Source organism: Polaromonas sp. (assembly GCF_036676035.1).
Classification (GTDB): domain Bacteria; phylum Pseudomonadota; class Gammaproteobacteria; order Burkholderiales; family Burkholderiaceae_C; genus Polaromonas.
This window is the reverse complement of record NZ_JAKFDR010000060.1, coordinates 41482-67189: the sequence shown is the minus strand read 5'-3', so window position 1 is coordinate 67189 and position 25708 is coordinate 41482. Positions and strand designations below refer to the sequence as shown.

Here is a 25708-nt window from a genome sequence, read left to right as displayed (position 1 = left end):
AACGGTTACTATGTTATTGCTAACATGTTAGTACGTCAATGCGGTAGAAACCCGAAAAGACCCCCTTGTAAGACCTCGCAAAAAAGATTTCATAAAACGGATATCTCATCCGATTGCCTCCATGCTGAAAAATCTGCCCTCCCTGCTGACTCCCGATGCGCTGCATGCCCTGGCGAGCATGGGGCATGGGGACGACGTGGCGATTGTCGACGCGAATTTCCCCTCGGCGCGTCTGGCGTCGCAAGGGGGTGCCCGTCTGGTTGAGCTGGCCGGTGCCGATGCCCCCGCAGCCCTGCAGGCCGTGTTGCAGCTGCTGCCGGTCGATACCTTTACCGAGCAAGCGGTGAGGGTCATGGACGTGGTGGGTGATCCGGCCGCTGTGCCGGCGCCCGTGGCGCAATTTGGGGCGCTGCTGGCCGCTGCCGGCGAGGTGGCACCCGTCGGCCTGGAACGTCATGCTTTCTATGCGCAGGCGGGCGCCGCCTTTGTGATTTTGCGCACCGGCGAGCAGCGCAAATACGGCAACATCCTGCTGCGCAAGGGCGTGGTTTCAAAGGGCGAATGATGAGCAGCCCGGCACGCATCCCCGCCACCAGCCTCAGGGCCCAAGCCTATGAGAGCTTTCAGCAGCAGATTGTCCAGGCCAACATCCACCCGGGCCAGTTCATTTCGCAGCGCGAGCTGATGCAGCTGCTGGGCATGCCGCTGGGCGCCGTGCGCGAGCTGATCCCGCGCCTGGAGGCGGAAGGCTTGCTGCACACGGTGCCGCAGCGCGGCCTCCAAATTGCCCATGTGGACCTGAAACTGATCAACAACGCGTTCCAGCTGCGGCTGCTGCTGGAGCGTGAAGCGGCCGTCCGCTTTGCGGCCAGTGTCTCGGATGCCGACCTGAAGGCGATCGAAGAGGCGCACCTGCAGATCGTGCGGCGGGCGCGCAGCGGCACCATCGACGACAGCCTGCTGACCGACGCCACCATGGTCGACTGGGGCTTGCATGACCTGATGATCGATGCCTGCAACAACGAGCTGATCTCGGACGTGTACCGGATCAACAGCTTGCGCGTGCGCCTGATCAAGCTGGAAGGCTCCACGCTGAGCGCGGATGTACTGTTGCCGGCCATGGAAGAGCACCTGTGGTTCATCGATGCCCTCAAGCAGCGCGACCCGGTGGCCGTGGCGCAGCGCATTACCCATCACATTGAAAGTGCGCACCGGCGCGTACTAGGACTGCCGCGGCCCGAAATGCCGTGGTCTTTGGAGAACCTGAAGTGACTTCCCTTACCCCCTCGGGCGCGTTTCGCGGCATCTGGCCCGCGATGCTGACCCCTTTGAATGAAAACCTGGGCATCAACCACCAGCTGTTTGCGGCGCATGCCACGGCCCTGATCCGGGCCGGCTGTGGCGGCGTGACGGCCTTCGGCACCACCGGTGAAGGCCCGTCGTTTTCCATGGCAGAACGCCGGGAGGCGCTGGAGGCACTGATCAAAAATGGCGTCCCGGCCTCGCAGATCATGGTGTCGACCAGCTGCGCGGCGCTGCCCGAGACGCTGGAGCTGACGCGGCACGCCGTACAGCTTGGTGTGCACGGCTGCCTGATGCTGCCGCCGTTTTTCCTCAAAGGCGTGTCTGACCAGGGCGTCATCGACTGCTACCGTTACGTCATCGATGGGGTGGCCGATGCCCGGCTCAAGCTGTACCTGTACCACATCCCGCAGGTCAGCGGCGTGAGCCTGTCGCACCCTGTGATTGCCACGCTCAAGAAGATGTACCCCGAGACCATCCTGGGCATCAAGGACAGCGCCTGCAACACGGCGCATTCCGTGGGCCTGGCCGAGGCCTTCATGAAAGACCTGACGGTGTATGTCGGGTTTGAGCCCGATCTGCCCGAGCTGGGCCGGCGCGGCAGCACAGGCGCCATCAGCGGCCTGGCCAACTTCATGCCGCGCCTGGTGAACCGTCTGGTCACGCAGCCCGACGCGCCGGACACACCGGCAGAAAGGGAACGCACCATGGCATTGATACGCTTGCTGGATGATTATTCCCTGATGCCGGCGCTTAAGGGCATCATGGCGGTACTCAGTGGGGACAAGGGTTGGCTCAGAGTCCGTCCTCCGCTGGTGGCGCTGACGCCCGATCAGTTCAGTGCGCTTGAAAAACTGGTTCGGACCTTCGGCATCGATCCCGCCAGGGACTGATTTTTTCCCTCTCGTTCATTACAAAGGAGACAACATGAAAGCCATGAAAACTTCCCTAACTTCCCAGGTCCGCCGCAGCCTGCTGGCCACCGCTTCCGCCGTGCTGCTGATGGGCGCGCTGCTGCAGCACACACCAGTACAGGCACAGGCCTCCAACAAGGTGCTGCTGCGCGTGTCCACCCCGGCCGTGCCCGACGACTGGCATGCCAAGATGTGGACCGTATTCAAGGACACCCTGGAGAAAAGCGCGCCCGGCGAATTCGACGTGCAGATCAACCTGAACGCTTCGCTGTTCAAGCAGGGCACCGAGCCCGCGGCCATGGCACGCGGCAATCTGGAGCTGTCCTCCATCTCCGCCTTTGACATTGCCAAGCTGATTCCCGAGTTCTCGGTTTTCACCGCGGGCTATATCGTGCGCGACCCGGACCACCAGCAAAAAGTGTTCAACGGCCCCATCGGCACCGAGATGTTCAAGACCGTGTCTGAAAAAATGGACATCACGCCGCTGTCCACCATTTACCTTGGCACCCGGCAGGTCAATCTGCGCGAGGCTCGCAACGTCAAGACGCCGGCCGACCTCAAGGGCGTGAAACTGCGCATGCCGGGCTCCAAGGAGTGGTTGTTCCTGGGCGAGGCGCTGGGCGCCACCGCCACCCCGCTGGCTTTTGGCGAGGTGTACCTGGGCCTGAAGACCGGCACCATCGACGGCCAGGACAATCCCCTGCCTTCCGTGCGCGCCGCCAAGTTCTATGAAGTGACCAAGCAGATCGTGCTGACCAGCCATCTGGTGGACGGCATCTTCATTTCGATTTCCAACAAGGCCTACAACGCCATGAATGCAGCGCAAAAGCAGAAGGTCAAGGCGGCTGCGCAGGCGGCTTCAAGCTACAACAACGAGAACCGCCTCAAGGAAGAAGCGCAACTGGTTGATTTCTTCAAGCAGCAGGGCTTGCAGGTCAGCACGCCCGACGTGGACGCCTTCCGCAAGTCGGTGCAGACCACCTACCTGAACTCCGAGTACGCCAAGGCCTGGCCCAAAGGCCTGCTTGAGCGCATCAACGCCACCAAGTAAGCAGGGCAAGCATAGCAACCATGAAGAGCTGGCCGAAAAAAGCTGCCGACGCGATCGGCGGCGGACTGTTCCTGACCTTGTTTCTAGTGTTTGTGATTCAGGTCACGGCACGCTTCGGGTTCAACAAGCCGATGGCATGGACCGACGAAGCTGCCGTGATCCTGTATGTCTGGGCCATTCTGTGGGCGGCGGCTTTTGTGGTGCCCGAGCGCGAGCACGTGGTGTTCGATCTGGTCTGGCACAGCGTCAGCTGGCGCGTCCGGCAGGTGATGCAGATCGTGGGCAACCTGCTGATAGGCGGCCTGGCGCTGTGCGGCATTCCGGCCAGCTGGGACTACGTGCATTTCATGGCGCGTGAAGGAACACCCGTGCTGGGTGTTTCCTTCATGTGGGTCTTTTTCCCCTTTGTGCTGTTGCTGGCGGCACTGGTAGTTCGCTCGGCGTGGGCCATCTGGAACGCGATTCGGGGCGTGGGTCTTGAAGCGGAGCTGCGCATATGACATCGGCACTCGTGGTTCTCGTTCTCGTTCTGGTAGCCGGCATGTTGCTGCGCATGCCCATCGGTTTTTCGATGCTGGCCTCGGGCATCGCCTACCTGATGGTCAAGCGACAGGACATCGGCCTGGTGGCCGAACAAGTGGGCAACGGCTTGTACAACAGCTATGTGCTGCTGGCGGTGCCACTCTTTGTGTTCGCGGCCAACATCATGAATGCCGGCACGGTGAGCGAGCGCATTTTTGACTTCTGCCGCATTCTGGTCGGGCGCGTGCGCGGCGGTCTGGCCCAGGTGGACATTCTGGTCAGCGTGGTGTTTTCGGGCATGAGCGGCAGCGCCATAGCCGATGCGGCCGGCCCCGGTCTGGTCACCATCCGCCAGATGCTCAGAAAGCCGGAATACACCCGCGGCTTTGCCGGTGCCGTGGTGGTGGCCAGCGCCACGCTGGGCCCCATCATTCCGCCGTCGATTCCGATGGTGATTTACGCACTGGTGTCGGGGGCCTCGGTCGGCGCCTTGTTCATTGGTGGCGTGGTGCCGGGCTTCCTGATGGCGATACTGATGATGGTGGTGGTGCACTTCATTGCCGCCAAGCGCAACATGCCGCGCGAGGCCAAGATCCCGTTGGGCGAATGGCCTTCGATTGTGTTTCGCGGCGCCCTGCCGCTGTCCATGCCCATTGTGCTGCTGGGTGGCATTTACTCCGGCGCCTTCACGCCGACGGAAGCCGCCGCCGTGGCCGCCTTTCACGCGCTGGTTCTGGCCGGTGTGGTGTACCGGGCACTGACCTGGCGCACCTTCTGGGGCGTGGTGATGGAGTCGACCCGGGGCAGCGCCGTGATCACCATGATCCTGGCCGGCTCCTTCATGCTCAACTATGCGTTCACGGCTGAAGGCGTGCCGCAGGCCATGGCGCAGTGGGTCGACAGCATGCACCTCTCGCAGATCAAGTTTCTGCTGCTGGTCAACGTGATGTTTCTGGTGCTGGGCTGCTTTCTCGATGTGTCGGTGCTGCTGCTGGTGTTTGTGCCCATGCTGCTGCCCGCGGCCAAGCTGCTGGGCGTGGACCTGGTGCACTTTGGCGTGCTGGTGGTGCTCAACATGATGATCGGCCTGGTTCATCCGCCCTTTGGCATGCTGCTGTTCGTGACCAAGGCGCTGACCGGCATTCCGATTGGTGAAATGATGAAGGAAGGCTGGCCTTTCATCGTCATGCTGCTGCTGCTGCTGCTGGCCATGACCTGCTTCCCGCAGATCGTGCTGTGGCTGCCCCAGACCATGGGCTACGGAGCCAAATAATGGCTGGCAGCGGTGCTTTGGCGGCCGAGGTGGTCTGTGTGGCCAGCTGGAACGCTGACCTGGTGGCCAGGGTGCCACGACCGATTGCCCGCGGGGAGACCCTGCTGGCAACGGCTTTTTGCATCAGCCCGGGCGGCAAGGGCAGTAATGCGGCCGTCGCCGCTGCCCGCCAGGGCGCCCGCGTGGCCTTGATTGCCCGCGTGGGGCAGGATGATTTTGGCCGCATGGGCCTGCAACTCTGGCATGACGAAGGCATCGCCACGGATCACGTGGAGCAGGTGCCGGGCGAGTCCAGCGGTGTGGCGCAGATTCTGGTGTATGCCGATGGCGACAACAGCATTGCGGTTTTCCCGGGCGCCGGCGCGGGTCTGGCGGCACGCCATGCCGATGCGGCGCGTGCCTTGCTGTCGGGCTGCCGGGTCGTGATGGCGCCCTGCGAAGTGCCGCTGGCGGTGATTGAGCGGGCCTTTGGCATTGCGCGCGGAGCGGGCGCCAAAACCGTTTTGAACCCGGCGCCCGCGCATCCCTTGCCGGACGCGCTGCTGGCGCTGACCGATGTGCTCACACCCAATGAAAGCGAGCTGCGCATTCTGGCCGGGCTGGGTCAGCAAGCGTCAGTCAGCAGCGCGGCGCAGGCGCTCATCGCGCGGGGTGCCAAAGCGGTGCTGGTCACGCTGGGAGCGGCTGGCTGCGTGCTGCACCAGGCCGGGCAGGCGCCCATCAGCCTGCCGGGGCGCCCCATGGCGGTGGCCGACACGATTGGCGCCGGAGACACCTTCACGGGCGCGCTGGCGGCGGCCCTGGCGCGTGGCGAAGCCCTGCCTGCCGCCATGCGCTTTGCCAATGTGGCCGCCGCGCTGTCGGTCACCGGACACGGGGCCATCAGCGGCATGCCGGATCTGGCGCAGGTGCGGGCGCTGCTGGACGAAGATAGCTCCGCGCACGGCGACCCCCAGTGAAGACCGCAGCAGTCAGTTAATTGCTATTGATTCGATAGCTGCTTGCGACCTATTTAAAAGGGCTAGCGGCCTGTTTTATTAAAAAACTCAGGAAGCCTGCGGGCGAATCGCCGATTTTGGCCGGAAGGCCTTGCAGATGTCGGCCCGGGTTTCGAGGTAAGGCCCGCCAATCAGGTCAATGCAGTAGGGTACGGCGGCAAAGATGCCCGGGACCACAGCTTCACCCGCGTCATTGCGCAAGCCTTCCAGCGTTTCCTGGATCGCCTTGGGCTGGCCGGGCAGGTTGAGGATCAGGCTTTGCGCCCGGATCACCGCAACCTGGCGCGACAGGATGGCCGTGGGCACGAACTTCAGGCTGATCTGGCGCATTTGCTCGCCAAAGCCGGGCATTTCCTTGTGGGCCACTGCCAGCGTGGCTTCGGGCGTCACGTCGCGCAGCGCCGGGCCGGTGCCGCCGGTGGTCAGCACCAGCGCGCAGCCGGCATCGACCAGCTCGATCAGCGTGGCGCTGATGCGCGCCTGCTCATCGGGAATCAGGCGCTCGACAAACTCGATCGGATTGTGCAGCGCGCGCGTGAGCCAGTCTTTCAGCGCCGGCAGGCCTTTGTCTTCGTACACACCGCTAAAAGCCCGGTCGCTGACCGAGACGATGCCAATGCGGACTGGGTCGAAGTTACTCATGGGCCTATTCATGGGTCAGTTGCTCTTTGACGAGCTGGAAAATCTCGCGGTAGGCCTTGCCGTGGCGCGGGGCTTCGCCTGGCTTTTCGGGCTTGGCGTCCTTGCGCGCCTGGCGGATCAGGGCGCGCAGTTGCTGCGCGTCGGTGTCGGGGTGGGCCGTGAGCCAGTGACCCAGCGCGTCGTCGTCGGCAATCAGCTTGTCGCGCCACTGCTCAGCCTGGTGCAGCGCCAGCGTGAGCTGGGCCGAGCCATTGAGTTGCTCGTCGATGGCCTCGCGGATGGGCGCCGGGTCCAGCGGGCGCATCAGCTTGCCGATGAACTGCATCTGGCGGCGCCGGCCTTCAAAGTTGGTGATCTTTTTGGCTTCTGCCAAGGCGTCCAGCAGTTTTTCAGGCAGATCCAGCCGGGCCATCAGGTCGGCGCGCAGGGTGAGCAGGGCTTCGCCCAGCGCCTGCATTTCGTCGGCCTGCGCCTTGAGCTGGGTTTTACTCGGTGGGCCGGGTTCTTGCGCGGCGATTTCTTCGGGTTTCACGAAGCGGCCGTTGGACCAATAGCCTTTAATAGTCTTCTTGTTCATAGCAGTCAGTATCATAGCTACCCATATGACCCAAAACACTGCCAAGCGCATGCCCAAGCCCAACACCAGCCCGAAACACCAGCCTGCCACCGGTTTTAGCTACCCCCGCGATTTTTTCGAGGAGCTGGTCGACACGGCGCTGGCCCATGCCAAAAAGCTGGGAGCCACCGATGCGGCGGCCGAAGCGTCCGAAGGCTGCGGCCTGAGTGTCAGCGTGCGCAAGGGCGAGCTCGAAAACGTGGAGCGCAACCGCGACAAATCCCTGGGGATCACCGTCTACATCGGGCAAAAGCGCGGTAATGCCGCCACCAGCGATTTTTCCAAAGCCGCGATCGAGCAAACCGTGCAGGCCGCTTACGACATTGCCCGTTTCACGGCGGAAGACAAAACCTCGGGCCTGCCGGCCGACCGCGACATTGCCCGCGTGTACCCCGAGCTGGACCTGTTTCACCCCTGGACCATCGACTCCGAGCAGGCGGCGCAACTGGCGCTGGAATGCGAAGCGGCTGCCCTGGGGACCAGCCGCCTGATCACCAACAGCGAAGGCGCCGGCGTGTCGGCCCAGCAAAGCCATTTTTTCAGCGCCCACACCCGCGGCTTTCGCGGCGGCTACGCCAGCTCGCGCCACAGCATTTCGGTGGCGCCGATTGCCGGCAAGGGCAGCCACATGCAGCGCGACGCCTGGTACAGCTCCATGCGCGACGCCACCGAGCTGGCCAGCCCGCAGGCGGTGGGCCGCTACGCTGCCGAGCGTGCGCTGTCGCGCCTGAAAAGCCGCAAGATCGCCACCACCGAATGCCCGGTGCTGTTTGAGTCGCCGCTCGCCGCAGGCCTGCTCGGTGGCTTCGTGCAGGCCGTCAGCGGCGGCGCGCTGTACCGCAAAAGCACGTTTTTGCTGGGCAGTCTGGGCAAGCCGGCTTTCCCCAACCACATCGACATCACCGAAGACCCGCACCTGCTCAAGGGCAAGGGCAGTGCGCCGTTTGACGAAGAGGGCGTGAAAACCCGGGCGCGCAAGGTGGTCGATGCGGGCATTGTGCAGGGTTATTTTTTAAGCACTTACTCAGCGCGCAAGCTGGGCATGCGCACCACGGGCAATGCCGGGGGGTCGCACAACCTGGTGATGAGCAGCCGCCAGACGCAGGCCGGCGACGACCTCGACGCCATGCTGCGCAAGCTGGGCACTGGCCTGTTTGTGACCGAGCTGATGGGGCAGGGCGTGAACTACGTGACGGGCGACTATTCGCGCGGTGCATCCGGTTTTTGGGTGGAAAACGGCCAGATCGCCTTTCCGGTCGAAGAAATCACCATTGCTGGCAACCTCAGGGACATGCTGATGGGCATTGAGGCCGTGGGCGCGGATGCCTACAACTATGGCTCCAAAACCGTGGGCTCGGTCCTGGTGAACCGGATGAAGGTGGCTGGGAGCTGATGAAGGTGTTGCTGCAGGGCTTGAATTACTTACAAGCCCGTAATTAAAGCGACAAACAGGAACTTACCCAGCAGTCCGTAACGAAGGCGACGCCACCCATGCTGTCATTCTGAGCAAGGCGAAGAATCTTGCCAGCATACCGAGATCCTTCGCTGCGCTCAGGATGACAAAGTATGTCGCACTACTTTCGGGCTGCCAATTAAACAAGCCAGGGATTGATCAATTGCAGTCCCGCAATTTCCTCAAAGTCTGCGGTATTTCGTGTCACGAGGTTTTTTTGATGTACCAGGCCAACGGCGGCGATCTGCGCATCTTCTACTGAAATCGGAGCACCTTTGCGGGTGCGTGAAGCAACCAGCTCTGCATACAGGGATGCGCACCGTTCATCGAAGGCTAGGCAGCGCCCCGGAAAGTCTTCATCAAACATGGCCTTGGCCTGAACGGCCAGCGCAGTGCGTCGCTTGCCCGTCGGTAAAAGTGCAATGCCCAGTTCGATTTCAGCCCGGGTGATGGCGCAGATATACAAATGTTGCGCCGCCTGGCCATCCATCCATGCCAGTAGTGATGGCGAGGGGGCAGGGCGCATCAACTCCGACAGCACATTGGTGTCGAGCAAGTACATGAGCAGGCTTAGAACTTTGGCGCGGGACGCGGCTGTTGCCTGGCGGGCAAATCCACTCCGCCAATCGACTTGAACCGGCCATGAATACGGCTGCCAAGCTTGATGTCGGTAGCGATACCCTGGGTTGCCTGGGTCAGGATGCGCCGCACTTCCTCTTCCATGGCCCAGCCATGCCGGGCAGCCTGAATGCGCAGCATGGTTTTGACGGACTCGTCGAGGTTGCGAACGGTGAGCATGGCCATGATGATGCCTGAGAGATAAGAGATGACTGCATTGTATGCTATGCATGCAATGCAGTCAATTGGTCTGATCGCTGCTGTTGCTGCTTATCCCGCCAGGGCCGTTTTCACAGCGGCTGAGACCTGGCCCATATCCGCTTTGCCGGCCAGTTGGGCCTTCACCGCGCCCATGACCTTGCCCATGTCACCTGGCCCCTTGGCGCCCAGCTCGGCGACGATGGCTTTCACGGCCGCCGTCACCTCGTCAGCGCTCAGGCGGGCGGGCAGGTAGGCCTGCAGCACCTTGAGCTCGGCCGTTTCCTTGTCGGCCAGGTCGGTGCGCGCGGCCTTCTGGAACGCTTCAATGGAGTCTTTGCGCTGCTTGATCAGCTTGTCGACGATGGCGACCACCGCTACATCATCCAGCACCACGCGCTCGTCCACTTCTTTTTGCTTGATGGCGGCCAGCAGCAGGCGGATGGTGCCCAGGCGCTCGCTGTCCTTGGCGCGCATGGCGGTCTTCATGTCTTCGGTGATCTGGTCTTTGAGTGACATGGCGGTCTCCTTGGTGAACGCAAAATTCGGAAAGAGGGAGGGAAGAAGGGGGTGTAAAAGTTAAAAAGCCCGCTGGAGCGTCCTCAAGCGGGCTTTTTGAAGGTGCCGTGAGGCTGTACGGATTAGTACAGTTTCTTGGGCAATTGCATGGCGCGGATGCGCTTGTAGTTGCGCTTGACAGCGGCAGCTTTTTTGCGCTTGCGCTCGGCCGTGGGCTTTTCATAAAACTCGCGGGCGCGCAGGTCGGTCAGGAGACCGAGTTTTTCAATGGTGCGCTTGAAACGGCGCAGAGCGACGTCAAAGGGCTCGTTGTCTTTTACACGGATGGTGGTCATTGATGAATTGATCCAAAAGGTGCACCTTAATTGATCTGATCAGGATCAGGCCAGGCGCGGGTTTGCTAGCAAAGCCTTGGATTATAGCGGGATTTCAGGGGAAGTCTGCGAAAACTCGATGGGCGGCGCTGTCAATTTGCTGCCAACGTGGCTTCGCTTTGCTTGGCAACCAGCGCCTGCGCGCAGGCGTAGGCTGAGGCCCAGGCCCACTGGAAGTTGTAACCGCCCAGCCAGCCGGTCACGTCGACCACTTCGCCAATGAAATACAGCCCCGGCTGCTTCGATTCCATGGTTTGCGAGGACAAATCGCGGGTGTCCACGCCGCCCAGCGTGACTTCGGCTTTTTTGTAGCCTTCGGTGCCGGTGGGGGTCAGTTCCCAGCTGGCCAGGCGCTGGGCCAGCGAGTGCAGGGCCTTGTCGGTGGCGTCGCTGATGGGGCGCTGCCAGCCCGTGTCCTGGCTCACCCAGGCTTCGGCCAGGCGGCTGGGCACCAGGCCGGCCAGCTCGTTGGTAATCAGTTTTCGGGAGCTGGCTTTGGCGCGCAGCAGGGTTTCAGGCAGATCGGCGTTGGGGGCCAGGTTGATGCGAATCGGCTGTTCTTCGCGCCAGAAGCTGGAGATTTGCAGCACGGCGGGGCCACTGAGGCCGCGGTGGGTGAACAGCAGGTCTTCCAGGAACACCGTGTTTTTTTTGCGTTGCCGGGCTGTGGTGTTGGGCTCAAGCGGGCGGGTCTCAATCAGCACCGGCAGCGCCAGGCCGGCCAGCTGGGCATAGGGCTCCCAGCCCTCGCCGTCAAAGGTGAGCGGCGCCAGGCCGGCGCGCGTTTCCACCAGCCGCAGGCCAAACTGCCTGGCGATGCGGTAGCCGAAGTCGGTGGCGCCGATTTTGGGAATCGACAGGCCGCCCGTGGCAATCACCACCTGCCGGCTCTCGATCAGACCGTGGTCGCTCTCTATTTGATAGCTGCTTGCACCCGTCTGCTCTGGGCTGCGGATGCTTTTGACGCTGCATGGCTGCCAGCGGGTGACCTTGCCGGCGTCACACTCGCGCAGCAGCATGTTGATCACGTCCTCGGCCGAGCGGTCGCAAAACAGCTGGCCTTTGTGCTTTTCATGAAACGGGATGTCGTGGCGCTGCAGCAGCGCCATGAAGTCCTGCGGCGTGTAGCGCGACAGGGCCGAGCGGCAAAAGTGCGGGTTCTCGCCCAGAAACTGCGCGGGGGTGGCGTCACGGTTGGTGAAGTTGCAGCGGCCACCGCCCGAGATGCGGATTTTCTCGGCGACTTTCTCGCTGTGGTCCACGATCAGGACCTTGAGGCCGAGCTGCCCGGCCAGACCGGCGCAAAACAGCCCGGCGGCGCCTGCGCCTATCACCACCACGTCGAATTTATGCGTCAAATCAGTTCCTGGTCCAGCTAAGACGGGTGCGAGTAGCTATAAAAAGCATAGCGCCCTGGGCAAGGCCTATTGCCGGGGCTGCCGCGTCTTTTCGAACCCAAGAGTTTAGCCGCGCCCTTGATGGCCTCGGCGGCTCAGGTCTTTACCGTCTCACTGCTACTGCTTGACGATGACCGGCTGGACGGTGAACCCGTGGGCGGTTTTGGGGTCGACCGTCACGCGCACCCAGTGAATCTGCGGGCTGCCAAAGGTTTGCAGGCGCGTCAGGTGGGGCCGGGGTGGGGTGCGCGCTCAGGCGACCCGGGTCTGCGTGTGTTGCAAGCCGGCCTGCGCGATGCCGGCGATGACATCACCCACGACGATGACCGAGGGACTGGCCATTTTTTCGTGGTGCACCGTGGCCGACAACTGGCCCAGGGTGGTGGTGACATGGCGCTGCGTGGGCAGCGAGGCGTTCTGGATCACGGCCACGGGGGTGGACGCCGGCAGTCCGGTGAGCAGCTCGTCCTGGATGCGCTGGGCGCCGCTGACACCCATGTAAATCACCAGCGTGAGCCGGGCGCTGTGGGCCGTGGCCGCCAGGGCGCGCCAGTCGGTGCCGATTTGTTCGGGATCCGTGCCGGGTTTGGCATGGCCGGTCACAAATACCACGCCCTGCGCATGCTGGCGGTGCGTGAGCGGCACGCCCAGCGAGGTGGCGGCGGCCAGACCGGCGGTGATGCCGTTGACGACCTGCACCTCAACGCCGGCGGCCTGCAGGTGTTCGACCTCTTCCCCGCCGCGGCCAAAAATGAAAGGGTCGCCGCCCTTGAGGCGCACCACGTTTTCGCCCTCGCGGGCGGCCATGAGCATGAGCTTTTCAATGAAAGCCTGCGGCGTGGACTTGCAGCCACCGCGCTTGCCCACGTACACGATGCGCGCGTTGGGCGAGGCCATGGCGACGATGTCGGCGCTGACCAGGTCGTCCACCAGCAGCACCGTGGCCGCTTCGATGGCCTTGAGCGCCTTGAGAGTCAGCAGTTCCGGGTCTCCGGGGCCTGCGCCGACCAGTGTGACTTTTCCGTGTTTCATGGGGCCATGGGTGTAAGTTAGAGCTTGCTGACCAGTTGCAAGATATGTTCCACCTGCCTGGCGATCGAGCCCGGCACGGCTTGCTGGCCCGCCATCACAGCCTGAATATAGGCCGCTGTGCTGGCCGCATCAATGGTCTTGGCCAAGTCGGGCACCGTGGGCAGGGTTCCGGGCTGTGCCTCTTGCAGCACAAAGCGTTTCCCGGCGATAAAGGCCTCCATGTGCGGCGTGCGGCGGGCGTCGGCCACCACCTCGCCTTCGGTGCCGCGCAGCAGCAGGGCGTTGGCCTGGATCAGCTCGAAGATCTGCGCCATCGACACGGCATATTCCGGGTGGGTGTAGCTGCTGACGATGAGGCTTTTGCCCAGGCAGGGGTTCATGATCTTGACCAGGCTGTGCCCCGAGTTGCGCAGCCCCACGGCGCGCCGCACGTCCAGCAACTGCTTGAGGCCGGGGCACAACAGCTCGGTCGAGGCAAAGGCGACTTCGCCATTTGCTATGGTTTTAATAGCTGTCAGCGCATGGATATCAAGGACTTGAAGCACTTCGGATGCAAAAATCCGGGACGATTCCGTGGGCGTGCCATGCACCAGCACCGGCAGACCTTCGCGCGCCAGCAGCAGCGCCAGCAGCGGCGTGAGCACCGGCAGCTTGCGTGCGCCGTTGTAGCTGGGCAGCACGACCAGGGGCCGGTCGGTGGCGGGCAGGTGGTTCAGCCGCTGGTAGGTGGCGTCCAGAAAGCCGGCCATCTCTTCGGGTGTTTCGCCCTTGATGCGCATGGCCAGGCAGAAGCCGCCCACTTCGAGATCGGTCACCGTGCGGTCCAGCACCTGGCCGAACAGGTCGCTGGCCTGCTCGCGCGTCAGCGCGCGCGCGCCCTGCTTGCCACGACCGATGACCTTGATGTACTGACTAATGCTCATTGGGCAATTGTCTGCCAGAAAAGATGACTTTTTATTATGAGCTTAAGCAAGTTGCCGGACCGGTATCACCATGCGCTCAGCAGGCCCGGCGCCCGCAGGCGGCGCGCTTCTGGCCGCACGCACCAGTCGTTTGAGTTCGGGCACGCAGGAGCCGCAGTTGGTGCCGCATTTCAGAATACCCTGCAGCGAGGCCAGCCGTTCGTCATCGGTGCCCAGGTAGCCGGCCCCGCCCTCGCCGTGGCTGACCGCGGTCAAGTGATCGGCGATGGCCGCATCCGTCACGTTGAAGCAGGTGCAGACCTGTTTGCCGCGCGACTGTACCGTGACGGGTGGTTTGGCACCGGGCAGCAGCAGCAGGCGGCCATAGGCCTGTGCGGGCAACTCGTCCTGCAGCAGGGTTTTGATCCAGGCCTGGGCGCTGGTATCGCCGGCCAGCACAAAACCGGCCAGCTCGGCCTGATCGCCCTGGCGGACCAGCCGCACGGTGCGGTGCTGGCCTTTCTTTTTGTCGGCATAGCGCAGTGCGTCGCTGCCGGCCAGGCCCAGAATGCCTTCGATCTCGGCCAGCACCTCGTCAGGGGGTGCTTCGTAGCCGGCGGCACGAAACAGCACGCCGGTGCGCTCGCGGTCTTGCTCGGTCAGGGGCCTGTTGTTCGAAAACGGCACGCAACTGGTGAACGCAAACCCGGCCATCAGGGACTTGAGCCGGCTGCGTGCGCCCAGTGCATCGCTGTCGGGCAGCCAGGCCATGGCCAGCAGCGACCAGGGCAGCTCGGCCTTGAGGATTTTCACGGCGGCGTGCTTGAGCTCAGGCTGTTTGGAACTGGGGCAGTAGGCCGAGGTGGTGAGGGCGTTGACGCCCGCCAGCCGTTCGCCGGTGCTGGAGACACCGCTCAAATATTCTTCGCCCCAGTGCATGGCGATGAAAGCCTGGCTCATGCCGATTTCGCTGCTGGCCTGCACCGGCACCACGATGGAGCCGCGCCTGGAGGTGACGTGAACCAGGTCGCCTTCCTTCAGGAGGCGGCGCGCCATGTCCTGTGCATTCATCTGGATCGCGGGCTCGGCCACATGGCCAAACAACCGACCCAGCGTGCCGGTGCGGCTCATGCCGTGCCACTGGTCGCGCAGGCGGCCGGTGGTCAGCGAGAACGGAAAGCGTGATTCGCGTGGTTCGGCGACGGGTTTGTAAACGGTGTTGACGAATTTGGCCTTGCCGTCAGCCGTGGGGAAGATGCCGTCTTCGTAGAGCCGCACCTTGCCCGTGGTTTCACCTTCGCGCAACGGCCATTGCCGGGACGCGTCTTCCAGCATGGCGTAGCTCAGGCCGGTGATGTCGAGGTCGCGGCCGCGCGTGGATTCGCGGTGCTCGTTCCAGATGGTTTCAACCCCAAGCGTTTCATCGCTTAGCGAGTAAGGAAAGAGCGAGCCTGTTCGCGCACCCTCACCCCTGCCCTCTCCCAGAGGGAGAGGGGGTGAAGAAGGTGACTTGCTTGTCTCTTGTATGACTCCCTCTCCCTTTGGGAGAGGGTTGGGGTGAGGGCTCTGCGCTTCCAGCAACTTCTCCAGCCGCTGCGCAAACGCCACGGCAATCGACCAGTCGTGCCTTGTCTCGCCGGGCGCGGGCACGGCCGGCCGCACGCGGCTGATGCGGCGCTCGCTGTTGGTTACGGTGCCGGTTTTTTCGCCCCAGGTGGTGGCCGGCAGCAGCAGGTCGGCGTAATCGCAGCTGGCCGTGGTGGCAAAGGCTTCCTGCACGACGACGAACTCGGCCCGCTCCAGCGCGCGGCGCACCGTGGCCTGGTCGGGCATGGACTGGGCCGGGTTGGTGCAGGCAATCCACAAGGCCTTGATCTCACCATCGGCGGCGGCCTGGAACATCTCGACGGCTGTCTTGCCGGGTTTTTCGGGCACGGATGGCAGGCCCCAGAGCGCGGCGACTTCTGCGCGGTGGTCGGCATTGGCCAGATCGCGGTGGGCGCTCAGCAGGTTCGCCAGCCCGCCGACCTCGCGGCCCCCCATGGCATTGGGTTGGCCCGTCAGGGAAAAGGGCCCGGCGCCGGGTTTGCCGATCTGCGCCGTGGCCAGGTGCAGGTTGATCAGGGCGGCGTTTTTGGCGGTGCCGCTGCTGGACTGGTTCAGGCCCTGGCAATACAGGCTCAGGGTTGCGGTGGAGGTGGCAAACAGCTTGGCCGCCGTGAACAGGTCTTCTTTGGTGATGCCGCAGGTCTCGGCCACCAGGTCGGGCGTGTAGTCGCGTACCGTGGTTTTCAGGGCCTCAAAACCGCTGGTGTGGGCGGCGATGTAATCCGTTTTAATCCAGCCTTCCCACAGCATGATGTGCAGCATGCCGTTGAACAGCGAGACATCGGTGCCGGGCTGCAGGGCCAGGTACAGGTCGGCAATCTCGGCCGTGTCGGTGCGGCGCGGGTCGCAGAAAATGATCTTGAGCTGCGGGTTCCTGGCCTTCGCGTCCTCGATGCGGCGAAACAAAATGGGGTGCGCATAGGCCGTGTTGCTGCCGACAATGAAAATGCACTGCGCATGGTTGACGTCGTCGTAGCAGGTGGGCGGGGCGTCGGCGCCCAGCGTCTGCTTGTAGCCGGCCACCGCGCTGCTCATGCACAGGCGCGAGTTGGTGTCGATGTTGTTGGTGCCGATCAGGCCCTTGGCCAGCTTGTTGAAGACGTAGTAGTCCTCGGTCAGCAGTTGACCCGAAACGTAAAACCCCACCGCGTCCGGCCCATGGTCGCGGATGATGCGCGCGAAGTCGTCGCTGGCCAGCCCCAGGGCCGCGTCCCACGACAGGCGCTGCAGCGCTTCGCCGCGCCGCTCGCGCCGCATCGGGTGCAGCAGCCGCGTTTGCCGCGTGACGGCGGCGCTGGCCGTGAGGTGCAGGGTCGAGCCCTTGGTGCACAGCCGCCCGAAGTTCGCCGGATGGTCCGGGTCGCCGCGCACGCCGATGATCTGATCGCCTTGCGATTCGATGACCACGCCGCAGCCTACGCCGCAGTAAGGACAGGTCGACTTCGTTTCCTTCATGCTCGGCTTTCCTCCCTCGCCCTCTGGGAGAGGGCAGGGGTGAGGGCCGGAGGCGTCGGTTCTGCGCGCATGGCTGCCCTCACCCTAGCCCTCTCCCAGCGGGAGAGGGGACAAGATGGGTTGCCGCTGCGGCCCCGCGACAGGGCGGTGTGCGTCCAGCGCCAGGGTGTCGAGTTCTTTTTGATTCAGATGTACGGCGCCGCCGGTCACCTGCACGCTGAACTTCTGCGTGCAGCCTTCGTCGGGCGCCTTGGCGCAGCCGTCGGCCAGGCCAATGGTCCAGTTGTGCAGCGGGCAGGCCACGCTGGTGCCAAAGACGATGCCCTGGCTCAGGGGGCCGCCCTTGTGCGGACAGCGGTCGAGCAGCGCGAACACCTCGTCCTGGTCGTTGCGGAACACGGCCACATCCATGCCTTTTGCACGCGCCACGCGGCGCGAGCCAAGCACCGGGATGTCCTTGACCAGGCAGATTTTCTTCCATTCAGACATTTTGTACTTCCTTCCAGGGGTCAGGCCACTGCGAGTTTTTCGAACTGCCGCGTGTCCACCGCCGCCTTGGCGGTTTCGAGCCAGGGATCAGGTTCACCGTCCAGGCTGAACTGCAGGCGCTCCCACAGGGTCTTGCGGCCCTCGGCGTCGTCCAGGATCTTCTTCTTGACGTGGTCGAGGCCGACGCGGTGGATGTAGTGCACGGTGCGCTCGAGGTACCAGCCCTCCTCGCGGTACAGCTGCAGGAAGGCGCCGGCGTACTCCATCACTTCGGCCGAGGTCTTGACCTTCACGAGGAAGTGCGCTACCTCGGTCTTGATGCCACCGTTGCCGCCCACGTAGATCTCCCAGCCGGAGTCCACGCCGATCACGCCCACGTCCTTGATACCCGATTCGGCGCAGTTGCGCGGACAGCCGCTGACCGCCAGCTTGACCTTGTGCGGAGCATACATGGCCCAGAGCGCGTGCTCAAGGTCCTTGCCCATCTGCGTGCTGTCCTGCGTGCCGAAGCGGCACCACTCGCTGCCCACGCAGGTCTTCACCGTGCGCGTCGCCTTGGCGTAGGCCAGGCCGCTGGGCATGCCGAGGTCCTGCCAGACGCTCTGCAGGTCTTCCTTCTTCACGCCCAGCAGGTCGATGCGCTGGCCGCCCGTCACCTTGACGGTGGGGATCTGGTACTTGTCGGCCACGTCGGCGATGCGGCGCAGGTCGTTCGGCGTGGTGTGGCCGCCCCACATGCGTGGGATCACGCTGTAGGTGCCGTCCTTCTGGATATTGGCGTGGCTGCGCTCGTTGATGTAGCGGCTTTGCGGGTCGTCCTTGGCCTCCTTGGGCCAGGTGCTGATCAGGTAGTAGTTGATGGCGGGCCGGCAGGACGCGCAGCCGTTGGGCGTGCGCCATTCCATGGTCTGGTAGACGTCGGCAATCGTCAGCAGATGCAGCGACTTGATGGTGTCGCGCACTTCCTGATGGCTGTGGTCGGTGCAGCCGCAGATGGCCTTTTTCTTGGGCGTGGCTGAGTAGTCGCCGCCGGCGGTGAACATCAGGATCTGCTCGACCAGGCCGGTGCAGGAGCCGCAGCTCGCACTGGCCTTGGTGTGTTTTTTCACCTCGTCGAGCGTGAACAGGCCTTTTTCCTTGATGGCCTTGCAGATCGTGCCCTTGGTGACGCCGTTGCAGCCGCAGACCTCGGCGTCGTCGGGCATGGCGGCCGCTTTGTTGTGGCCTTCGTGGCCGGTGTCGCCGATATTGGACTCGCCAAACATCAGTTTGTCGCGAATGTCGCTGACGCTGCGGCCATCGCGCAGCAGCTTGAAGTAGTAGCTGCCGTCGACGGTGTCGCCGTACAGGCAGGCGCCAATCAGCTTGTCGCCCTTGATGACCAGTTTCTTGTAAACACCGCCGAACGGATCGCTCATCACGATTTCTTCGGTGCCTTCGCCGCCCATGAACTCGCCGGCCGAGAACAGGTCGATGCCCGTGACCTTGAGCTTGGTGGACGTGAGCGAACCCGTGTAGCGGCCGATGCCGAACTGCGCGAGGTGATTCGCCGCGACCTTGGCCTGCTCGAACAGCGGCGCCACCAGACCGTAGGCGATGCCGCGGTGGGCCGCGCACTCGCCAACGGAGTAGATGCGGGCGTCGGTCACGGTCTGCAGGGTGTCGGTGACCACGATGCCGCGGTTGCAGTGCAGGCGCATCTTCTCGGCCAGCTCGGTGTTGGGGCGGATGCCCACGGCCATGACCACCAGGTCGGTCGGCAGCTCGGTACCGTCCTTGAACTTGATGGCCATCACACGGCCGTCTTTGTCGGGAATCAGCTCCTGCGTCTGCGCGCCGATCATGAACTTCAGGCCGCGGTCTTCCAGCGACTTCTGCAGCAGCTTGCCCGCCACATCGTCCAGCTGGCGCTCCATCAGCCAGGGCATGACATGCACCACGGTCACTTCCATGCCGCGCAGCATCAGGCCGTTGGCCGCTTCCAGGCCCAGCAGGCCGCCGCCGATCACCACGGCTTTTTTGTATTTTTCAGAGGCTTCGATCATCGCGTTGGTGTCGGCGATGTCGCGGTAGGCGATCACGCCCTTGAGGTCTTTGCCGGGAACGGGCAGGATGAAGGGGTTGGAGCCGGTGCACATCAGCAGGCGGTCGTATTTCTCTTCGGTGCCATCGTCGGCGCGCACGATGCGGTGCACGCGGTCGACTTCAACGACCTTCTTGCCGGCGTGCAGCGTGATGTGGTTGTCTTTGTACCAGCCCCAGGAGTTGAGCACGATCTCGTCCAGCGTCTGCTCGCCGGCAAGGACTGGCGAGAGCAAAATCCGGTTGTAGTTGGGGTGCGGCTCGGCGCCGAAGACCGTGATGTCGTACAGATCAGGCGCAACCTTGAGCAGTTCCTCGATCGTGCGGACCCCTGCCATGCCGTTGCCGACCATTACCAGTTTTGACTTTTTCATGGGGCAACTCCAGATTGATTCGATGTCGTAAGTGCAAGCGCCATGCCAAATCCGCCATGGCGGAACGCCGGCAGCGCGAGGCGAGCAGGGTGGAAGGCCATGCCGTTACGGCCGCGCGCAAAGGCAGCAGCCCAGTTTTTGATGGACTGCAAGCCGCGTTGGCTTGCAAAATATGAGGTAAAAACCATGATGCTCTCTCCTGTAAAACAGGGACCCGGCTGTAAATCCGGTATGAGGCACATCATTACGCACGTCGTTATGCGCAGAACCCGCAGTGCTTTCGCTAAGGTTGGACGCTCCGTTACGTCCGCTTAGGGTTACGCAAAAGTTGTGCCATATCTCAGCCGGGTGGGTAGATGGCGCTAACATGGCAAGGGACATGGTGCGCGACTTGCGTGTTCTGCAGTCAGTTTTCCTCTTAAACCATTGATTTTTATGACCTCCGCATTGGTAGTTTTGAACGGCCCGACGGGCTCGCATCCGCTGGCGTCTGACCTTGAGGCGGTCGGTATCGAGGTCCTTGGCACCATCAATGAGCGCAGCAAACTGGTGCAGGAGGTGCTTCGCCAGGCGCCAGACCTGGTGATTTGTTACGACCCCCTGCCCGGTGAGGAGCTGTTCAAGGCCCTGCAAATCATTGGGGACACCTCGCCGCGCCCCGTCATCGTGTTCACCAGCGACGGAGATGCCGACAAAATCACGCGCGCCACGGAGGTGGGCGTTCATGCCTATGTGGTCAATGGTTATGGCCAGCAGCGCTTGCGCCCGCTCATCCATCTGGCCCGGGCGCGGTTTAGCCGCGAGCAGGCTTTGCGCGCTGAACTGCTAGACGTCTCCAGCCGCTTTGAAGAGCGCAAGATGGTGGATCGGGCCAAGGGCATTCTGATGCGCGCCCGCCAGGTGTCGGACGACGATGCGTTCCGGATGCTGCGAACCGCTTCCATGCAAAGCAACCAGCGCCTGGGTCAGGTCTCGCAGCACATCATCCATTCGGCCCGTTTTGCTGAAGATGTGAACCGTTCGGGGCAGTTGCGCATGCTGTCGCAGCGGCTGGTCAAGCTGGCGCTGCTGCAATTGGCGGGGGTGCAGGTCGCGCAGGTTAAAGAGCGGCTGAAAGAGTCGGTGCTGCGCATAGACGCCAATCTTGCGGCCCTTGGAAAAAACCTGTCCCAGCCCACTTTTGGTGACCTGTTGGGGCAGGTTGCCCGCACCTGGGCCCAGTTGAAACAGGCTTTGCAGGGCGAGCCCCAGGCCGGCCACATGACGCAGATGGATGAGCTGGCCGAGCAACTGCTGCAGGAGGCTGAGCGTCTGACCAGCAGCCTGGAAAGTGCAGGCGCCATGCCCCCTCTGCAGGTGCTGAATCTGGCGGGTCGCCAGCGCATGTTGAGCCAGCGTTTTGCGAAATACGCCCTGCTCGAGGTGGTGGGCAGCAAAGCCGCCATGCAGCGCAATGAAGCGGGCATGGCCGAGTCCAGGGCGGCGTTTGAAGCGGCGCTACGCTATCTGAACGAGATTCCCCTGACCAGCAAAGACATTCGTGCTGCGCTGGACGCTGCCGCCGTCTGTTGGGCGCAAATGCTGGCCGGAGCCGCCGGCGCCAGTCAGAGCGCAGGCCTGGATCGAATCGCTAGGATGGAGCGCCTGGCGGTGGCCAGCGAAGACCTGCTGGACGTATTTGAGCAGCTGTCCGTGCATTACGAGCGGAGCATGCAGATGCTGGTGGGCAGCTAAGCAGCCGGGCCTGCGGGTCAGGCGGGTTGTTGCAGTGCACCAAATTCAGCCGTAAAAACTGCTTATATTGGTGCATGACCTTTGAAATCGACATTGGCTTTACCTCGCTGACGGGCCGCAAGGACGTCAACGAAGACTTTGCGGCGGCCATGCTGGCCGAAGCAGGGCAGGAATCCATGGGCGCCATCGCGGCGATTGCCGATGGCGTGACCACGGGCGGCATGGGCAGGGAAGCGGCGCAAACCACAGTCACCAGCCTGGTGCGTGACTACTTCGGCACGCCGGAAACCTGGGACACCACGGTGGCGCTGGACCGCATCATTGGCGCGCAAAACGCCTGGCTGGCCGGGCTGAACCGCCGCCGGCATCCGGCGATCGGCTTGACCACACTGACGGCGGTGGTATTGCGCGGCCAGTCTTACGCATTGGCGCATGTGGGCGACACCCGGGCCTACCTGCTGCGCGAAGGGCGCATGACCCAGCTCACCAGCGATCACGTGGTTAACCACCCTGATTTCAGCCACCAGTTGCTGCGCGCGGTGGGCGCGGAAGACCGGCTGGTGGTCGATTACGCCCAGGGCGACTTGCAGGTGGGGGATGTGTTCGTGCTGCTGTCCGACGGTGTGCACAACGTGTTGCCCGACAAGCGACTCCAGACCCTGGCCGGCCCGACACCAGGCCATGAAGTGCCCGCTGACGCCCAGCGCATCAGCCAGCAGATGGTGAACGAGGCCGTGGCTGTCGGCACGCAGGACAACGCCACGGCGTTGGTGGTGCGTGTGCTGGGCTTGCTGGACGCCACCTTGCAGGACGAAAACCGCCAGGCCCTCGCGCTGCCGGTGCCGCCCCGGCTGAAGGTGGGCGACACGCTGGACGGCATGACCGTGACCGCCCCGCTGGCCGACAACGGCATCAATCTTCTCTACCAGGTGAGGGATGCAAAAAGCCAGCGTTTGTATGCGCTGAAAACACTGCACCCCGCGCGCGCCCACGACCCCGAGGAGCGCGCCATGCTGGCGCATGAGGCGTGGCTGGCCAAGCGCATGCAATCGTCCCGCGCAGCCGACTACCTGGTCAACATTCACGAGCGGCTGCCCAACGCGCAAACGCCGAGCGCGTTTTACCTGCTCTACGACTGGCACGCCGGCGAAACCCTGCAGCAACTGCTGGGCCGCCAGCACAAGTTGGGCTTGCCGCAGGTGCTGACGGTCGCCACGCAGGTCGCCAAGGCGCTGGGCCGGCTGCACCGCCAGAACGTGATCCACCGCGACATCAAGCCGGCCAACCTGCATCAGGGAGAGGATGGGGTGCTGCGGCTGCTCGACCTGGGCGTGGCCCTGACCGGCCGCGAGCCCGAGGCCATGCGCAGGCTGCACGCAGGCACGCCCAGCTACATCAATCCCGAGCAGTGGGGCTTCAGTGCCCAGTCGGGGTCTGCAGGCAATGAAGGGCCCGAGGAGCTGCCAGATGCCCAAAGTGACCTGTTCGCACTGGGCGTCACGCTGTACCAGCTGCTCACGGGCAAGCTGCCTTATGGCGAGGTGCTGCCTTACCAGTCGGGCCGCTATTACCGCGACCCGAAAGCACCCAGCCGCCACAACCCCGAGGTGCCGATCTGGCTGGACCATGTGGTGCTCAAGGCGGTGGCGCGGGACAAGCAGCAGCGCTTTGAAACCGCTGAGGAGTTGCTGCTCGCGCTCGAGCGCGGCGCGTCCCGGCCCTTGACCGCGCCGCCGGCCACGCCTTTGATTCAGCGCGACCCGGCGGCCTTGTGGAAGATCGGGGTGGTGGTGTCGGTGCTGTTTAATTTGCTGCTGGTTTACTGGTTGCTGTTTTTGCCTAAATGACGGCTTTTTTTGAGCTATTTGTGGCTCCAGCCCCTTGTAAGTTGTGCATGAGTAGCTATTAAATTGGTAGCGAAATTGTGGTGCTTCCGTTCAGACCGGGGCCGGCCCTGAGCCGTCTGTCGGCTCGGCGAAAAGCGTTCACCCCTGGCTGGGAGGGGTTGACCTTCGACTTGACCACAAGGTTTAGACTGGAGTTTTCCATCGGAAAAGCTTCATGTTCACCGTCGACTGCCCTGAGGCGGATCGTCCGGCCAGGGACGGTCCCATCCTGGGCGCCATGGAGCCAAGTCAGCGAAAGGGGCCGCACATGAGGGTAGAGCTCTTCCATAGCGCGGGCTGCAAGCGCTGCGCGGCTGCTCACGAAGGCCTTAGATCGGCTGCCGAGCAAGCGGTGCCAGGCGTGGTCTGGCGCGACATCGATGCTGTCAACGAAATTGACTACGCGCTTGAGCTGGGTGTCATGAGCCTGCCGGCGGTGGCGGTGGATGGGCACCTGGTTTTTTCTTCATTGCCGACGCCAGCGCAGCTCACCCGGGAACTGCAGCGCCGGCTGGCGGGAGCCTCCAATGGACGTTGACACGCTGCGTCAGGCCGTCGAGCAGTTCCGCTATGCCTCGCTGGGGTGGGGTTTTTTGGCGGGATTGTTCTTCAGCGTCAATCCGATCGCCATGGCGGCCATCCCCGTTTCGCTGGCCTACGTGACCCGCGCGCATGAGAAGCCCACGGCGCTGCGCTTTGGCGCGATGTTCATCCTGGGCCTGATCGTCACCCATGTGGTGCTGGGGGCGGTGGCCGGCTTGGGCGGACAATGGGTCGAGCGACTGCTCGGCCGCTATTGGGGGGCGGCGCTTGGTCCCCTGCTGATTCTCATGGGCCTGCTGTGGCCAGGCTGGATCAGGCTGCCACTGCCGGCGGCTTCATTCAAGGCCAAAAGGGTCACCGGCATGTGGGGGGCGTTTGCCTTGGGGGTGCCATTTTCCGTGGCGATCTGTCCCATCTGCACGCCCGCCCTGGTCGCACTCCTTGGCGTGGTCGCGGCCCTGGGCTCCCCTCTGTTGGGTGCCACGGTGTTGCTGGCCTTTGCGATTGGCCGCGCCATCCCCATCGGGCTCGGCGCCTGGGCCATCGGCTGGCTGGAGGACCTCAAGCCCTTGGCGCGCTACCAGCGCGCCTTTGACGTGGTGGGTGGCATCGTCCTGGTGCTGGCGGGGCTGTACATGCTCAATGTGTACTACATCGTGGTGCCTGAGCTGGCGGGAATGCCATGAGCCGCCGGGCCGTTCCCAAGGCGACAACGAAGTTGCGGCGAAGACTCACAACTGCGCGAAGCGCGGAGGCTACCCAATGAGCGCCCGGCCCAGCCTGGCTGACGACATCTCTGCGGCTTTCGGACGAGCCTGCCGCGAGAGGGACCTGGAAGTGGCAGAGCACCTGTTTCAGGCACTTGAGGCTATCGCCCACCGCGAGCGCGACGACAGCCGCCTGGAACTCGCTTTTGGCGAATTGCTCGCTGCACTTTCAGCACGCAACGTCCACTAGCCCCCACGCTTTTCACTTCGTGTAATGCGCTGGACGTGCCGCTGCGAGACGCAGCGGCTCTTCCGTCCGTCCAAGCCTGCGCAGGCAGGCTTGGAGCCGCGGACATCAGCCCCGAGGGGGCCGTCGCTTGCTCGGGGCGGCCCTTCGCGGCGCTAGCCGGAGATCGGCCGTTCGTTGACAGCAAGCGCACCGATCCGGTCAAAACATGGTGTTGCCGTTGGCCGACGTCTTCGGCACCAACTGCAGGACATCCCAGTGCTCGACGATTTTGCCCTCATGATCGAGGCGGAAAATGTCGATGCCCGCCCAGTCCTCACCGCCTGGCCACTCCTGGTGGCAGTGCAGGACGACATAGTCGCCCTCGGCAATCACGCGCTTGAAGTGCACGCGCTTGCCGGGATATTCCCTGGCCATATGCTCAAAATAGGCAATGAAGGCTGGCGCTCCGTCCGCAACATGCGGATTGTGCTGGGTATAGACAGACCCTACGAAGTGGCGCACGGCCTCGGCGGGCTGGCACTGATTGAACATCATTTCGTAGAAGCTCGTGACGTTGTGCTTGTTGCGTTCCAGTGGCGTGCTCATGACAACTCCTTGCGCTTGAGTCCTGTGGTCGGCTTCGCTACCAGCGGATCGTTGCACTCGATGGTCGGCAGCGGGAGCCGCCCATGAAGTGCGTGAACACGGTTCATTCTGGCACCGCCCCCTTGCCAGTGCAATAGACTGGAGTTCTCGCGCTAGGGTTTACGCTGCCGATCTGCGCTTCCTT

At 63.4% G+C, this 25708-nt stretch carries 27 protein-coding genes; 13 read left to right on the top strand and 14 right to left on the bottom strand.

What is annotated here, in order from left to right; all coding sequences use genetic code 11:
- The first annotated feature begins 121 nt into the window (after positions 1–121).
- The 7 genes from V6M61_RS10105 to V6M61_RS10075 are packed head-to-tail and all read left to right on the top strand — an operon-like array spanning position 122 to position 6021.
- Positions 122–565 carry an RbsD/FucU family protein gene (locus V6M61_RS10105; protein ID WP_332776441.1) on the top strand — a complete coding sequence of 148 codons (444 nt, stop codon included), beginning with the start codon at positions 122–124 and terminating at the stop codon, positions 563–565.
- Positions 565–1272, top strand: a complete 708-nt coding sequence (locus V6M61_RS10100) for a GntR family transcriptional regulator (protein WP_332776440.1) — start codon at positions 565–567, stop codon at positions 1270–1272. The genes V6M61_RS10105 and V6M61_RS10100 overlap by 1 nt, the downstream gene beginning before the upstream one ends.
- Complete coding sequence (locus tag V6M61_RS10095) at positions 1269–2195, top strand: dihydrodipicolinate synthase family protein (protein WP_332776439.1); 927 nt, start codon at positions 1269–1271, stop codon at positions 2193–2195. Before V6M61_RS10100 ends, V6M61_RS10095 begins: the two co-directional genes overlap by 4 nt.
- Positions 2196–2229: 34 nt before the next feature.
- Positions 2230–3267, top strand: a complete 1038-nt coding sequence (locus tag V6M61_RS10090) for a sialic acid TRAP transporter substrate-binding protein SiaP (RefSeq protein WP_332776438.1) — start codon at positions 2230–2232, stop codon at positions 3265–3267.
- A gap of 20 nt (positions 3268–3287) precedes the next feature.
- A complete protein-coding gene (locus tag V6M61_RS10085; RefSeq protein WP_332776437.1) occupies positions 3288–3767 on the top strand; it encodes a TRAP transporter small permease in 480 nt (159 codons plus the stop codon).
- Positions 3764–5062 (top strand): TRAP transporter large permease, encoded by a 1299-nt coding sequence (locus tag V6M61_RS10080; protein WP_332776436.1) that lies wholly within the window; start codon positions 3764–3766, stop codon positions 5060–5062. Before V6M61_RS10085 ends, V6M61_RS10080 begins: the two co-directional genes overlap by 4 nt.
- Positions 5062–6021 carry a ribokinase gene (locus tag V6M61_RS10075; RefSeq protein ID WP_332776435.1) on the top strand — a complete coding sequence of 320 codons (960 nt, stop codon included), beginning with the start codon at positions 5062–5064 and terminating at the stop codon, positions 6019–6021. The genes V6M61_RS10080 and V6M61_RS10075 overlap by 1 nt, the downstream gene beginning before the upstream one ends.
- An 87-nt stretch (positions 6022–6108) precedes the next feature.
- Here the strand turns inward: V6M61_RS10075 and mog are convergent, their stop codons facing one another.
- Positions 6109–6702 carry a molybdopterin adenylyltransferase gene (mog, locus tag V6M61_RS10070; RefSeq protein ID WP_332776434.1) on the bottom strand — a complete coding sequence of 198 codons (594 nt, stop codon included), beginning with the start codon at positions 6700–6702 and terminating at the stop codon, positions 6109–6111.
- Positions 6703–6706: 4 nt separating this feature from the next.
- Positions 6707–7279: a ribosome biogenesis factor YjgA gene (gene yjgA / locus V6M61_RS10065; protein WP_332776433.1), complete on the bottom strand. Its 573-nt coding sequence runs from the start codon at positions 7277–7279 to the stop codon at positions 6707–6709.
- Positions 7280–7328: 49 nt separating this feature from the next.
- Here yjgA and pmbA point away from each other — a divergent pair, with 49 nt between their 5' ends.
- Entirely contained in the window at positions 7329–8711 is a 1383-nt protein-coding gene (gene pmbA / locus V6M61_RS10060; protein ID WP_332776488.1) for a metalloprotease PmbA, read from the top strand.
- Positions 8712–8910: 199 nt separating this feature from the next.
- Here the strand turns inward: pmbA and V6M61_RS10055 are convergent, their stop codons facing one another.
- The 11 genes from V6M61_RS10055 to V6M61_RS10005 all read right to left on the bottom strand — a co-directional run bounded on the left by V6M61_RS10055 (position 8911) and on the right by V6M61_RS10005 (position 20007).
- Positions 8911–9333, bottom strand: coding sequence for a type II toxin-antitoxin system VapC family toxin (locus V6M61_RS10055; protein ID WP_332776432.1), 423 nt, complete (start codon positions 9331–9333; stop codon positions 8911–8913).
- Between the two features lie 8 nt (positions 9334–9341).
- Positions 9342–9575: a FitA-like ribbon-helix-helix domain-containing protein gene (locus V6M61_RS10050; RefSeq protein ID WP_332776431.1), complete on the bottom strand. Its 234-nt coding sequence runs from the start codon at positions 9573–9575 to the stop codon at positions 9342–9344.
- A gap of 84 nt (positions 9576–9659) precedes the next feature.
- Positions 9660–10106 (bottom strand): GatB/YqeY domain-containing protein, encoded by a 447-nt coding sequence (locus tag V6M61_RS10045; protein WP_332776430.1) that lies wholly within the window; start codon positions 10104–10106, stop codon positions 9660–9662.
- 122 nt (positions 10107–10228) lie between these two features.
- The gene (gene rpsU / locus V6M61_RS10040) at positions 10229–10441 is read right to left on the bottom strand and encodes a 30S ribosomal protein S21 (protein WP_011484193.1); all 213 of its coding nucleotides are present in this window, start codon (positions 10439–10441) and stop codon (positions 10229–10231) included.
- A 131-nt stretch (positions 10442–10572) separates the two neighbouring features.
- On the bottom strand, positions 10573–11838 hold the full coding sequence (locus V6M61_RS10035) for an NAD(P)/FAD-dependent oxidoreductase (protein WP_332776429.1): 1266 nt from the start codon (positions 11836–11838) through the stop codon (positions 10573–10575).
- A gap of 291 nt (positions 11839–12129) precedes the next feature.
- Positions 12130–12909 carry a uroporphyrinogen-III C-methyltransferase gene (gene cobA / locus V6M61_RS10030; protein ID WP_332776428.1) on the bottom strand — a complete coding sequence of 260 codons (780 nt, stop codon included), beginning with the start codon at positions 12907–12909 and terminating at the stop codon, positions 12130–12132.
- A 17-nt stretch (positions 12910–12926) separates the two neighbouring features.
- The gene (ybiB, locus tag V6M61_RS10025; RefSeq protein ID WP_332776427.1) at positions 12927–13832 is read right to left on the bottom strand and encodes a DNA-binding protein YbiB; all 906 of its coding nucleotides are present in this window, start codon (positions 13830–13832) and stop codon (positions 12927–12929) included.
- A gap of 42 nt (positions 13833–13874) precedes the next feature.
- Positions 13875–16874: a nitrate reductase gene (locus tag V6M61_RS10020; RefSeq protein WP_332776426.1), complete on the bottom strand. Its 3000-nt coding sequence runs from the start codon at positions 16872–16874 to the stop codon at positions 13875–13877.
- An 84-nt stretch (positions 16875–16958) separates the two neighbouring features.
- A complete protein-coding gene (gene nirD, locus V6M61_RS10015; RefSeq protein WP_332776425.1) occupies positions 16959–17363 on the bottom strand; it encodes a nitrite reductase small subunit NirD in 405 nt (134 codons plus the stop codon).
- Positions 17364–17383: 20 nt separating this feature from the next.
- Positions 17384–19819 carry a nitrite reductase large subunit NirB gene (gene nirB, locus V6M61_RS10010; RefSeq protein ID WP_332776424.1) on the bottom strand — a complete coding sequence of 812 codons (2436 nt, stop codon included), beginning with the start codon at positions 19817–19819 and terminating at the stop codon, positions 17384–17386.
- Positions 19816–20007: a hypothetical protein gene (locus tag V6M61_RS10005; protein ID WP_332776423.1), complete on the bottom strand. Its 192-nt coding sequence runs from the start codon at positions 20005–20007 to the stop codon at positions 19816–19818. Before V6M61_RS10005 ends, nirB begins: the two co-directional genes overlap by 4 nt.
- Positions 20008–20254: 247 nt before the next feature.
- On the opposite strand from V6M61_RS10005, the gene V6M61_RS10000 reads away from it, so the two are divergent.
- The 5 genes from V6M61_RS10000 (at position 20255) to V6M61_RS09980 (ending at position 24939) form a co-directional block, all read left to right on the top strand.
- Complete coding sequence (locus tag V6M61_RS10000) at positions 20255–21553, top strand: type IV pili methyl-accepting chemotaxis transducer N-terminal domain-containing protein (protein ID WP_332776422.1); 1299 nt, start codon at positions 20255–20257, stop codon at positions 21551–21553.
- 74 nt (positions 21554–21627) lie between these two features.
- Positions 21628–23400 carry a bifunctional protein-serine/threonine kinase/phosphatase gene (locus tag V6M61_RS09995; RefSeq protein WP_332776421.1) on the top strand — a complete coding sequence of 591 codons (1773 nt, stop codon included), beginning with the start codon at positions 21628–21630 and terminating at the stop codon, positions 23398–23400.
- Between the two features lie 214 nt (positions 23401–23614).
- A complete protein-coding gene (locus V6M61_RS09990) occupies positions 23615–23977 on the top strand; it encodes a thioredoxin family protein (RefSeq protein WP_332776420.1) in 363 nt (120 codons plus the stop codon).
- The gene (locus V6M61_RS09985) at positions 23967–24668 is read left to right on the top strand and encodes a cytochrome c biogenesis CcdA family protein (protein ID WP_332776419.1); all 702 of its coding nucleotides are present in this window, start codon (positions 23967–23969) and stop codon (positions 24666–24668) included. Before V6M61_RS09990 ends, V6M61_RS09985 begins: the two co-directional genes overlap by 11 nt.
- A 76-nt stretch (positions 24669–24744) precedes the next feature.
- Positions 24745–24939, top strand: coding sequence for a hypothetical protein (locus tag V6M61_RS09980; protein WP_332776418.1), 195 nt, complete (start codon positions 24745–24747; stop codon positions 24937–24939).
- A 198-nt stretch (positions 24940–25137) separates the two neighbouring features.
- Here the strand turns inward: V6M61_RS09980 and V6M61_RS09975 are convergent, their stop codons facing one another.
- Positions 25138–25524 (bottom strand): nuclear transport factor 2 family protein, encoded by a 387-nt coding sequence (locus V6M61_RS09975; protein WP_332776417.1) that lies wholly within the window; start codon positions 25522–25524, stop codon positions 25138–25140.
- Positions 25525–25708 lie beyond the last annotated feature (184 nt).